The organism is Aquimarina sp. MMG015 (genome assembly GCF_018100855.1).
Classification (GTDB): domain Bacteria; phylum Bacteroidota; class Bacteroidia; order Flavobacteriales; family Flavobacteriaceae; genus Aquimarina; species Aquimarina latercula.
Genome location: NZ_JAGJEB010000003.1, coordinates 212,150 through 224,662, shown reverse-complemented (window position 1 = coordinate 224,662; position 12,513 = coordinate 212,150). Strand labels below are relative to the sequence as shown.

9 protein-coding genes are annotated in these 12,513 nt (G+C 32.7%); 8 read left to right on the top strand and 1 reads right to left on the bottom strand.

Going from position 1 to position 12,513, the window contains the following annotated elements; genetic code table 11:
* Positions 1 to 11 precede the first annotated feature (11 nt).
* Entirely contained in the window at positions 12 to 1,295 is a 1,284-nt protein-coding gene (locus J8L88_RS07720) for a DUF4374 domain-containing protein (protein ID WP_211060418.1), read from the top strand.
* Positions 1,296 to 1,488: 193 nt separating this feature from the next.
* Positions 1,489 to 2,676, top strand: a complete 1,188-nt coding sequence (locus J8L88_RS07715; protein ID WP_211060417.1) for a PepSY domain-containing protein — start codon at positions 1,489 to 1,491, stop codon at positions 2,674 to 2,676.
* A gap of 201 nt (positions 2,677 to 2,877) precedes the next feature.
* On the opposite strand, the gene J8L88_RS07710 is transcribed toward J8L88_RS07715, so the two are convergent.
* Positions 2,878 to 3,909 carry a LacI family DNA-binding transcriptional regulator gene (locus J8L88_RS07710; RefSeq protein WP_211060416.1) on the bottom strand — a complete coding sequence of 344 codons (1,032 nt, stop codon included), beginning with the start codon at positions 3,907 to 3,909 and terminating at the stop codon, positions 2,878 to 2,880.
* A gap of 122 nt (positions 3,910 to 4,031) precedes the next feature.
* On the opposite strand from J8L88_RS07710, the gene J8L88_RS07705 reads away from it, so the two are divergent.
* From J8L88_RS07705 to J8L88_RS07680, 6 genes are all read left to right on the top strand, one after another.
* On the top strand, positions 4,032 to 6,695 hold the full coding sequence (locus J8L88_RS07705; protein WP_211060415.1) for a TonB-dependent receptor domain-containing protein: 2,664 nt from the start codon (positions 4,032 to 4,034) through the stop codon (positions 6,693 to 6,695).
* Between the two features lie 74 nt (positions 6,696 to 6,769).
* A complete protein-coding gene (locus J8L88_RS07700; RefSeq protein ID WP_211060414.1) occupies positions 6,770 to 8,074 on the top strand; it encodes a trehalase family glycosidase in 1,305 nt (434 codons plus the stop codon).
* A 19-nt stretch (positions 8,075 to 8,093) separates the two neighbouring features.
* On the top strand, positions 8,094 to 8,711 hold the full coding sequence (locus J8L88_RS07695; RefSeq protein WP_211060413.1) for a GNAT family N-acetyltransferase: 618 nt from the start codon (positions 8,094 to 8,096) through the stop codon (positions 8,709 to 8,711).
* Positions 8,708 to 10,315, top strand: coding sequence for a sodium:solute symporter (locus J8L88_RS07690; protein WP_211060412.1), 1,608 nt, complete (start codon positions 8,708 to 8,710; stop codon positions 10,313 to 10,315). The genes J8L88_RS07695 and J8L88_RS07690 overlap by 4 nt, the downstream gene beginning before the upstream one ends.
* A 10-nt stretch (positions 10,316 to 10,325) precedes the next feature.
* On the top strand, positions 10,326 to 11,453 hold the full coding sequence (locus tag J8L88_RS07685; protein WP_211060411.1) for a glycerate kinase: 1,128 nt from the start codon (positions 10,326 to 10,328) through the stop codon (positions 11,451 to 11,453).
* Entirely contained in the window at positions 11,454 to 12,425 is a 972-nt protein-coding gene (locus tag J8L88_RS07680; protein WP_211060410.1) for a type I phosphomannose isomerase catalytic subunit, read from the top strand.
* Positions 12,426 to 12,513: the final 88 nt, after the last annotated feature.

Genomic DNA, 12,513 nt, shown 5'->3' with positions numbered 1-12,513 from the left:
AATCATATAAAATGAAAACAATAAAATGGATGAAAAATGTAATGCTACTTTTAGCAATAACCGCAATGGTTATATCATGTAGCAGTGATGATAATGGAGATACACCTATTGATCCGGATCCGGATCCAATTGCAGTATCTAAATATGTTGTAGGATTTGAGGCATTTCCTGTTGGAGATGCAAGTCCTGTGGATTATATTTTGGAATTACCATCATTAGAATCTTTAACAACCGGTGAAATTTCGGTAGAAGGTCAAGGAATTCCATTAAAAGGTTGGAGATTCTTCCACGGAGCAGGTAATACGATATTTACCGCGGGATATTCTGATGATGATACTTGTATTGCTTATCATTTGAATGAAGAGGGAACATTAGAAGAAAAAGCAAATTTTGCTTTTCAATCTACACTAGATAATTATGCAGCATTAGACGAGAATACATTATTGGCTGTGGAATTAACATATGGAGGACTTTCTGATAAACGTTTTCATATTGTAAATGCAGAGACAGGTTTATTAGAAAAGATTGAAGAGCATCCTGTGGATATCGATATGGGTGATGGAACCGCAGAAAACCCTGGATCAACTCCTTGGGTGACCGGTATGGTACTTAGAGATGGAAAATTATTTGTTTCATATCATAAGTGGTTGGCTGATGGTTCTTTTATTACTCCAGATGTAGATCGTGCTTACGTGGCAGTATTTAACTATCCAGAGTTCGAATTAGAAAAAATAATTGAAGATGATAGAACCAGTCCAATTGGAGTAAACGGTCATAGTACAGGTATTGAACAAACAGAAAATGGAGATATTTATTCTTTCTCTACATCTGCATTGAGTGCTGGTTTTACGGCTGCTTCTAAGCCTTCTGGAATTTTAAGAATTAATAATGGAACCACTGAGTTTGATTCAAGTTATTTCTTTAATGTAGAAGAAGCTATTAATGGCGGAAAGTTGTTCTGGATGGATTATGTCGGTAACGGAAAGGCAATTGCAAGAATAATTGTAGATGACACTAATGGAGCTGGAGAATGGGGTGCATTCTTTAAAAAAGATGTATTTAAAATGGTTGTAATAGATTTAATAAACCAAACTGTTACGGATATAGCTGGAGTGCCAACTCACGGTCATCGATATACGTCTCCTATGTTTGTAGAAGATGGCAAAGCGTATATTAGTAGTTCTACTGATACAGATACGTATGTGTATATAGTAGATCCTGAAACCGCAACTGCAACACAAGGTGCTAAAGTTCTTGGACTAGGACTTAAAGGGATCTTTAAAATTAGTAATTAACTCAACTAGACTCTATGTAAATATGGGTTCTGAGAAATTTCAAAAACTTTTGTTCTGACGCTTATACCCCCATTTGAAGCTCAGAAAGATCAAAGTCAAATTAATAAGTAGTTGTGTTTTATTTAGTGATTTTGTTCAGAGTAAAAGGACTAAGTAGAGGTTTTTCAGACCCATGCATTTAATAAATCCATAAATGACAAGAAAAAAAAGAAATAATAGACGTAAAAGAATTTTACAACTTCATAAAATACTTGGATTAGTTACAGGTGTAGTGCTTTTTATTGTTTCTGTTACTGGTTGTTTATGGGTTTTTAAAGAAGAAATAGAAAGTCTCTATGATGATCATAAATATGTTACCCCTCAAGATCAAGAGTTCTTAGAAGCCTCTATGATTAAAGAATTGGCAGAAAACGTGATTCCTAAAAAGACGATTCATGGGGTTATCTATGGGAAACCAGATGAAGCGATTGAGGTTGTTTTTTATGAAGCAGAACCAGAAATATTTTACCAAAGTGTATTTTTAGACCCTTATTCTGGGAAGTTTATTAAAAAGATAGATAATCAAGCAGGTTTTTTTGGATTTATATTAAAAGGACATTTAAGATTATGGTTGCCAGATGCTATCGGATCTAGAGTTGTATCGTATTCTGTTTTATTGTTTTTAATTATTATAATAAGTGGTCTTTTTCTTTGGTGGCCACGAAATAATAAGAATTGGAAACAAAGACTAAAATTTGATTGGAATAAAAAAACCAGATGGAAAAGGAAAAATTTTGATCTCCATACGGTAACTGGGTTTTATATCTCATCATTTGGTTTGATATTAGCTTTTACCGGATGTGTGATGGCTTTTAACTGGTTTTATTTTATAGCTTATAAAGCTACAGGTGGCGATAAAGACCCTCGGTTTGTGATTCCAGAGAGCGAACAAGGAATAGTATCCAAGGAAACTACTAGTTTTGAATATGATAAGTTGATTCCTATTTTACAACGTAACTATAAGGATGCACATAGTTTTGAATTACATTATCCAGAAAATGATTCTACTTCAATTCTTGTTGAGGTTAGTAATTCAGAAGGATTGTATTATAATATGGATTATCTGTTTTTTGATCAAAATACTTTAGAAGAAATAGAAACAAATAGTATTTATGGTAAATATAAAAATACCAATTTTGCAGATAAAGTAATTCGAATGAATTATGATATCCATATTGGGGCGATCGGAGGAATAGTAGGCAAGATCATTGCCTTTTTAGTGAGCTTAATTTGTGCATCATTACCCGTTAGTGGGATTTTGCTTTGGTATGGAAGAAAGTATAAAAGAAAGGAAAAAACTAGATCTACATTCATAAAAAATGTTCCTAATTTAGGAGCGTAACCTGAAGTTAGTTTTAAATCTATTAAAGTATTTTTTTAAATCTATAGGTTTGCGGTATTACGTTAAATAATAAATCTTAGTTCATTTAACCCTGTAAAAGCTAATACATGGACTATGTTTTAACTTTTTTGTTAGTAAGAAATATTCTTTATTGAGAGGTCAGATAAAGCAAGATTTTTCTTGAATCATTTTTTTAGATAATTAAGAAATCTTGAAAGTAGATTCTCTTACAATTAAAGATGTTTTTATTTCTACAGTTTTGTTCATAGTGATATCGTTTGTATCGTCATTTTCAATTTCCCTAATTAAATATTTAATCGCAGTTTTTCCAATTGTATTGCCTGGTTGATCTACCGTAGTAAGTTTAGGCTCAATAATCGTGGAGTGCTTGGAGTTACTGAATCCAACGACTGCTATTTCTTCTGGAATTTTAATATTAGATTTATTTAATGTTTGAATTACACCTATAGCTGCACTATCTGTAATAGCAAAGATAGCGTCTGGTCTTTTTTTATTACTTAGTAAGGTATTAGTCATTCTTTTTCCTTGCTGCAATGAGATGTCATCAACGCTAATAATAATTTTTTCATCAATTTCTATTTGATTTGCTTTTAATGCTCTTAAATATCCCGCATACCTTTTTTCCGAAGTATAAGAAAATTCCCTTTCTTTAATTATAGCAATTCTTTTTTTTCCAGTATTAATAAGGTGTTCAACAACATTAAAAGCAGCCTCTTCATCATTGATCGTGATCTGTGTACACGGAATTTTATCAGATACTTTATCAAATAAAATTAAAGGAAGTGTATCAATAATAGGCAATATATTGTCTATGTCTCGGGTCATTTTTGTTAAAGAAGCCAATATACCATCTACACCAAATTGTATCATAGTATTAAGCATTTCATTTTGCTTAATGACATCATTATTAGACTCAGAAATAATAACACGATATCCTTGTTTAGACGCTTGTTCAAGTATTCCACGAACTATGGTAGCGGTAAAATAATGAGTGATATTAGGAACGATAACACCAATAATATTGGATTTGTGTTTTCTAAAACCTTTTGCAAAAATATTTGGAATATAGTTCATAGATTTTGCTAAACGTCTCACTTTGTCCTTGGTGTCAATATTTATGTCTGGGTGATCGTTTAGTGCTCTGGAAACTGTAGAAATTGACAGGTTTAAGTTTTGAGCTAACATTTTTAGAGTAGTAACTTCTTTTTTCATATCATAAAATTAAATTGCAATCGTTCCCGCAAACGTTTGCATACAAATATTGCAATTTTTTAGCATTTTTGTTAGTGATATAACAATAGATTTGACTTAAACATCACATAAATCTATTCGAAATGAAAAAATATATTATTACGCTATTATATGTATTTAGCACTTTCATAGCGTTCTCGCAAACTGAGATTTCAGGAACTGTAAAAGATAATGGAGGTTTACCTATACCTGGAGCAAATATTTCTATTCTAGATAGTAACTCGGGATCAATATCAGACTTTGACGGAAATTTTAATTTCTCATCAGATTTCATAGGTTCAAAAACACTACAGGTTTCTTATGTAGGCTTTAAAACTCATATGGAGTTAATAGAACTAAATGGATCACCAATAAATCTTCAGATTGTTTTACAAGAAGGTAATAGTTTAGACGAAGTTGTACTTACTGCCTCTTCTACTTTTAGGTCACAAAAACAGGCACCTTTATCTATTAGTTCTAAGGGAATTGAAGAAATCACTAAACTTTCGGCAAATAGTCAAGCAGATATTCTGCGAGATGTACCAGGTATAACTGCCGAAGGTGGGGGTGGAGAGACGGCCACAAATTTATTTGTAAGAGGTCTTCCATCGGGTGGTCAATATGTATTTAATCCATTGCAGTTTGATGGAATGCCATTAATGAGTACATTCGGCCTTAATTCTTCTGCACATGACGTGTACGCTCGTCCAGATATTGGATTCAAAGGTGTTGAATTTGTAAGAGGGGGAGCAGCTGTGCTTTATGGAGCCGGATCTGTTGCTGGGATTATAAATTATACCAGTAAAACAGGAGATACTAATAACGAAAATGTAATTAACCTTGAATATGGAAATAGAGGTAGGTTAAAAACTGACTTTTATACAGGAGGTAGATTAGGTGGTGAAGATTCTAATACCTACTACGCGTTAACTGGTTTTGTTAGAAAAGATAACGGTCCAATTGAAACTGGATTAACTACAAGAGGTGTTCAGTTTAGAGCTAATATTAAAAAGAAATTTGAGAATGGTTCTTTTACGATACATGGACAATTTATTAATGATAGAGCACAATTCTTCTTGCCATTACCACTTCAAGGAGGATCAAGAGAGCGTATTAATGGTAATGATGGTGAAGAAGTCGAACAGCTTTTATCCGGGGAATTAGCTAATACCTCTTTCTTGACTCCTGGAGGAGTTTATGAAAGCCCGATTGATGACGGTGTTTTTACACAAGGAGGATATTTAATGGCGGATTTTAAATACAACTTGACCGATAACTTAAAATTCAAAGCGAAAACTAAATATGCTAATTATAAACATAATTTTGCGCTTTATGTTGGTGGGAATGGTGATTTCGGAAATCCTATAACATTATCAAACTACATTGCAGAAGTTGCACCAGGAAATACAGCTGTAGATGCTACATATCAAGGAGGTTCTGGAGAACAAATTAACCCTAATGATTTAGTAGTGGAGAACTTGCATGTTGATCGTTTAAGACCAATGACGGATTATTCTGGAGAGGTAAACTTAATATTTAAACCGGAGGGAGGTAATCATACGTTTACGTTGGGTACTTATTTAGCCAGAACTGAGGCTGAAGATGTTAATTATCAATACAGAGTACTTTCAGAATTCAATAATAATCCCCGTTTAGTAAATTTAAGTTACACTGATGGTGTGGGAGCCAATGTTATTTACTCTGAAAGTGGTTTATACAATAGAATTGGTATGACATCCAATAATTTTTTGACGCAAAGCAGAACTGCATTTTATTTGACAGATGAAATGGTGTTTGATAAATGGCGTTTTGATATTGGTATCCGTATTGAAAATACACAAGGAACTTTCCGAAGAGGTGGTTTAGAAGAAACCCAAGTTTATGATAACCCAGAGCTAACGGGAGCATTACAGAATGTTAGCTTTGCAGATGGTAGTTTTACAACTGGTGAGATTGATGATACGGATTGGGCTATTTCATTGGCAGGTCTATATGAATTAACTGAATCAACTAATTTATATGCTAACTTTTCTAGAGGATTTTTCTTTCCGCAACAAAGAGGTTTTGCACCAACACCTGGGATTAGGGAAACCAATTATGAAGCAGAAACAATTCTTCAAGGAGAATTAGGGGCTAAGTTTGGAACTTCCAATTTTTCCGGCTCAGTTGCAGGTTATTTCGTAAACTTAAGTGATCGTATCCGTATTGATCAGGCAATATCTGGTGGTCAATTAGTTGATCAAGCCAGAAGTGAACAAACTACAAGAACTTTTGGACTTGAAGCTACAGGGAAATACCGTTTGTCTGATGCATTTAATATCAACGCCACACTTACGTATCAAAATCATGAGATTACTAAAAATGAGACTACAGATTTAGTTAATAATACAACTTCTACAATTAATGAAGGAAATGAGATAGGACGACAACCAAATTTCTTAGGAAATATAGGTGTTAATTACGATGATGAAAAGTTCGATGCCAATTTTAGTGTAAACCATACAGGTGCAAAGTTTACGGATGACACGAATAATGTAGAATTAGATGCTATTACTATTGCGAGATTAGGAGGGGGTTATACTTTTAATATACAGAGTGATAACTCCGTTAGATTTGGGCTTTCTGTATTTAATTTATTTAATAGTTCAGGGCTTACCGAAGGTAATCCAAGAGCAGGTATTGCTGGACAATCAGATGATGGAGAGTTTTTCTTTGGAAGACCAATCTTACCTCGTAGAGTTTTCCTAACAGCCACGTTTAGTTTTTAAATTGTTTTAATTAGGATTCGTCACTTACTGCTGCGTGTAGGTGATGAGTCTTATTAATTATATATCAAGATTCTATGAAATTATTAGAGAAAAAAGCAATCGAAGTTTTGAATAAAAACTGGAAAAATGGTTTTAGTATACCTTGTGCAAATTTGTATCCTTTTCAGTGGTTTTGGGATTCGGGTCTGATTGCTGTAGGTTTTGCGCACTTTGATATGGATAAAGCCGAAAAAGAAATAGAAACTCTGCTAGATGCTCAGTGGGAAAACGGGTTTATTCCTCACATTGTTTTTCGTAGTGAAACCGATTCTTATTTTCCTGGAGCAGATTTCCACCGTTCGGACTTACATCCACAATCATCTAAGAAATATAAGACTACTGGAATGACCCAACCACCAGTTACTGGATTTGTATTAAAAGAATTATATAAAATCAGCCAAAATAAAGTAAAAACATTATCCTATATTAAAACAGTTATTGATAAAGTTTATCTTAATCACGAATACTTTTTTAATAATAGAGATCCTAAAAATGAAGGCTTAGTTTATATTTATCATAATTGGGAGTCAGGTACAGATAATTCTCCTATTTGGGACGATGTTTGGGATACTATGAACCCTCCAGAGTATACTTTTGAAAGACGAGATACAACCCATGTTGACGCTTCACAACGCCCTTCAAAAAGAGAATATGATCATTATTTGCATATCATAGAGATTGCTAAAAAGCATAATTACGATGACAAAAAAATAGCGGAGTTATCTCCTTTTTTAATTCAGGATCCACTGTTTAATGCGGTTCTTATAAAATCGAATAGAAGTCTTATTGAATTGTACACGCTGATTGGAAATAATAAGGATAAAATTAAGCAATTACAGAATTGGCAAGAAAAGAGTATTAAGTCATTTAATGATAAATTATTTGATAAGAAATTAGGAACTTATGTACATTATGATTTAAGAAATGAGAAATTACTTAGTTATATTTCTTCATCTTCTTTTTCTCCATTGTTTGCAGGTATCCCGACCAAAGAAACAGCAAGGTCTATGGTTGAAATTATGATAGATAAATTTGGTGGAAGTCATCAATATTTATGTGCGTCTTTCGACCCAGATAGCGAAAGATTTAATCCAAAAAAATATTGGAGAGGCCCGGTTTGGGTGAATTTAAATTGGATGCTATACAGAGGCTTGGATGAATATGGATATAAAGATATCGCAGAACGAATAAAAAAGGACACTATTGAAATGATAACTCAAAATGGATTTTATGAATATTTTGATTCTAGAAAAGAAATTCATCAAAATGGAAAAGCTGGATATGGAGGAGACAATTTTTCTTGGAGTGCTGCCTTGTTAATAGATTTAATTCATTCATAGGATCATTAAAATTTGAGATATGAAGGCTTTGGATTTTTCAAAAGAGTATATTTTAGAAAATGATAATGTGAGACTAGCACCGCTTCATCTAGATCACGTAAAAAACTTATTAAAAATTTCTAATGATCCGGATATTTGGACCTATTTGCTGGAAAAAGGCAATGAATACAAGCAATTGTTGACGTATGTCTCAAAGGCCGTAGATAATCGGAAAATTGAAAAAGAATACCCTTTTATTGTTTATGATAAAACTAAAAAGGCGTATGCAGGAACAACAAGATTCTATAATTATTCGAAGGAATTAGGAGTGATTAAGTTAGGACATACTTGGTATGGTAAAGATTTTAGAGGCACTCAGTTAAATAAGAATTGTAAATATCTTTTGTTAGAATTCACTTTTGATAATTTGGAGTTAGAACGGATAGGGTTCGGAGCCCATATAGAAAATGAAACCAGTATTGCTGCAATGAAAAGTATAGGTTGTAAAGAGGAAGGGATTTTAAGAAGTTTTATCCCTTCATTAAATGGGGAAGGAAGAGTAGATATTATACTATTTAGTATTTTAAAGAATGAATGGCAGGCTTTTGTAAAATCTAAATTAAGCCAAAAGCTGAAAAGTAAAAGCATAGAATTATGAATTATATAGATTACATCATCATCATAGTTTATCTGCTAGTATTCCTTGGTATTGGCTATTTCTTTAAAGAAAATAAAAATTCCAAGGACTATTTTCTGGGAGGACAATCCTTGAGCTGGTTTCCGCTTAGTTTGTCTACGATGGCAACACAATTATCTGCGATTAGCTTCATCTCCGCACCTGCATTTGTTGGACTTAAAGAAGGTGGTGGTTTACAATGGTTAACCTATGAATTTGGAGTTCCATTGGCTATGGCTTTTTTATTAATAGCAATTATACCTACACTTTATAATTCTGGTATTGTTAGTGTCTATGAATATCTAGAAAAACGATTTGATGCATCATCGAGGTTACTTATAAGTTTTGTATTTCAAATAAGTCGTTCCGTGGCAACAGGTGTTATGGTTTATACTATGGCGCTTATTTTACAAGCGACTATTGGCATAGATTTTTGGATTTCAATAATACTTATTGGTGTTATTACAATGATATACTCATTTCAGGGTGGTATGAAGGCAGTAATTTGGGGGGATGTTATACAAATGTGTATTCTTTTTTTCGGAATAATTATTTGTTTAATTTATGGTATAAGTGAATTAGGTGGTTTTGAGAATTTTTTGACACATGTGGATAAAGATAGATTGACAGCTGTAGATTTTTCTAAATGGGGATTCAATAATGCTGATAAAAATGATGAATTTGGATTTTGGCCAATGGTCATTGGGGGATTCTTTTTATATGCGTCATATTACGGTACAGACCAAACACAGTCGCAACGATTACTTTCCGCTAAGGGAATGCCAACAATTAAGAAATTATTGTTAGCAAATGGGTTATTTCGTTTTCCTATTACGCTTACATATTGTATTATGGGATTGGTACTGGGAACACTTCTTTTTCAGGATGTAGGATTTCAAGAATTGATGGAAAGCGTTTATCAAACCAATATAAGTAGTTTGGAGGGTAAAAAAGCTGATTTAATGGTGCCGGTGTTTATTATAAAATACCTTCCTAATGGTATTATAGGAATTTTGATTGTAGCTATTATGTCTGCAGCAATGTCTTCATTAAGTTCAACAGTAAATTCATTGTCTGCAGTTACTTTAGAAGATTTTATTAAACGGTTTAAACCAGGTATTTCAGATAAAAAATACGTCGTCTATTCAAGATTTCTTTCGGTTTTTTGGGGATTGGTATGTTTGTTTTTTGCTTTTTTCGCGGGAAACATCGAAGGTACGGTTATAGAAGTTATAAATAAGATTAGTTCTATATTTTATGGACCAATTTTAGCGGCATTTATATTGGCTATTTTGACAAAGAAAACACATGCATTAGGAGCTAACATTGGTATTGTTGCTGGTGTGATTTTTAATATGTATTTATGGTTATATGTTTCCGAAATTTTTTGGTTTTGGTGGAATGCTATTGGATGTTTGGTGACCATAATTGTAGCATATACGATTAGTTTGATAATTAAGCGCGAAAGAAGAGAAGGACTAGAAGTTGTAATCTATAAGACAGGGAAAAGAGAAGTTGCTATACTCTTAGTGTATTTTGTTATTATATGTGTTTTAGCAATGTCTATATCCAAGATATTAAGTTAAATCAATTGATGTGAAAATAGTACTTGCTCCAGATAAATTTAAAAATTCCTTGACGGGAATTGAGTTTTGTGATGTGGTTGAAATCGGAATTAAACAAGTAAGATCAGATGTTAGCATCGTGAAGCTACCATTGGCAGATGGAGGAGATGGTACTATTGAAGTAGTAAACTATTATTTGAATGGAGAAATTATTACTATCGAAGTAAATAACCCCTTTTTTCAACCTATAAAGGCATCATATCTATATTCGGAATCTACTAAAACTGCTTTCATTGAAATGGCTGAAGCTTCTGGTGTAAAATTGTTAAAGACCAATGAATTGGATTGTAAAAATGCAACAACATTAGGAACAGGAGAGTTGATTGCTGATGCTTTGAAAAAAGGAGTTTCTAAAATTATTTTGGGGATTGGTGGTAGTGCTACAAATGATTGTGGTATTGGTATGGCGACTGCTTTAGGGTATCAATTCTTGAATGAAAGGAATGAACAAGTAAAACCTATTGGAGCCAACCTGTCTAACATTGTATCGATTAACTCTAGCGTGGTACATCCAAAACTAAATGATGTTACATTTGAAATTGCTTGTGATGTTAAAAATCCGTTATATGGCAAAAACGGAGCTGCATATGTGTATGGCCCTCAAAAAGGAGCAACACCAGATGATGTTATGATGTTAGATAAAGGCTTAGAAGATTTTTCTAAAGTACTTAATACTTTTTTTGATGTCGATGTCCGACGGATTAAAGGCGCTGGAGCCGCAGGCGGTATGGGAATAGCTTCAAAAGTGTTTTTAAATGGGGTCTTAGAACCGGGTATTGAACTTATAAAAAATTTAGCCAAATTTAATGAACAGATTCAAGGTGCAAGTTGGGTTATTTCGGGAGAAGGAAAATTAGATAAACAAACACTTTCGGGAAAAACAATACAAGGTATTTTGGCTTCGGTAAAAGATGAGGACATCGGATTAGCAGTGTTTTGCGGAGCTATTGATTTAAAAGAAAGTGTTATCAAAGATTTTGGGATTGCTTATGCAACTTCTATAATAGAACAAGCAGTTAGTTTAGACGATGCTATGTCTAATGCAAGTGAATATTTAAAGAATATAGCTGTCTCATTTACTAAAGAAATATTAAAATAAATGGAATTATATCCTTTGAAGTTTAATCCTGTTTATAGTTATCGAATATGGGGCGGAAACAAGTTAAAAACAGTGCTGAATAAAAGTTGTAGCCAAGAATCGATAGGAGAATCTTGGGAAATATCTGATGTTGAAAACAATGAAACACTTGTTAGTGAAGGCCATTTGGAAGGTAAATCGTTAAAAGAATTGATCAATGAATTTCAAGAGGAATTAGTTGGTCATAGTGTATTCGAAACTTTTGGAAATAATTTTCCGCTATTAATTAAGTTTATTGACGCAAAAACACCTTTGTCAATTCAAGTGCATCCAAATAATAAATTAGCAAAAGAGCGACATAATTCTTTTGGTAAAAATGAAATGTGGTACGTTATGCAAGCAGAAGAAGATGCAGAGTTAATAATTGGGTTCAATCAAAAAGTAAAAAAGACTACATATAAAGAACATCTTGATAATACTAGACTAAGTGATGTTTTAAATATTGAAAAAGTGACTAAAGGAGATACATTTTATATTCCTGCGGGTAGAGTTCATGCTATTGGTGCAGGTGTATTATTAGCAGAGATTCAACAAACCTCGGACATAACCTATCGAATTTATGACTATGATAGGGTTGATAAGACTACTGGAAAGAAGAGAGAACTGCATACAAATTTGGCTATTGATGCGATTGATTTTAATTATTATACAGATTATAGAACAGTATATTCTAATAAAATTAATTTGACTAATGAATTAGTAAACTCACCTTATTTCAAAACAAATTTTGTGAATATTAAGGGAGAAATGTTGAGAGATTTATCATCCGTTGATTCTTTTGTGATATACATATGTGTTGAAGGTAGTTTAGAAATGAAATGTAAAAATCAAAATTATGTGTTGAGTATGGGAGAAACTATATTAGTCCCTGCAACTATTTTTTCTTTAGAATTAAGTGGGATCAATACAAAATTAATAGAAGTATTTTTATAAAGTATCTTTTTTATATCGTGTATCAATATTGCACTTACAATATTATATATGTTTACGACTTTCTATTGTTTTATTTTTTTAAACTATA

Coding starts and splice junctions, on each gene's coding strand:
- J8L88_RS07695 (WP_211060413.1), top strand. CDS start 8,094: ATGAAGGCTTTGGATTTTTCAAAAGAGTATATTTTAGAAAATGATAAT.
- J8L88_RS07715 (WP_211060417.1), top strand. CDS start 1,489: ATGACAAGAAAAAAAAGAAATAATAGACGTAAAAGAATTTTACAACTT.
- J8L88_RS07680 (WP_211060410.1), top strand. CDS start 11,454: ATGGAATTATATCCTTTGAAGTTTAATCCTGTTTATAGTTATCGAATA.
- J8L88_RS07690 (WP_211060412.1), top strand. CDS start 8,708: ATGAATTATATAGATTACATCATCATCATAGTTTATCTGCTAGTATTC.
- J8L88_RS07710 (WP_211060416.1), bottom strand. CDS start 3,909: ATGAAAAAAGAAGTTACTACTCTAAAAATGTTAGCTCAAAACTTAAAC.
- J8L88_RS07720 (WP_211060418.1), top strand. CDS start 12: ATGAAAACAATAAAATGGATGAAAAATGTAATGCTACTTTTAGCAATA.
- J8L88_RS07705 (WP_211060415.1), top strand. CDS start 4,032: ATGAAAAAATATATTATTACGCTATTATATGTATTTAGCACTTTCATA.
- J8L88_RS07700 (WP_211060414.1), top strand. CDS start 6,770: ATGAAATTATTAGAGAAAAAAGCAATCGAAGTTTTGAATAAAAACTGG.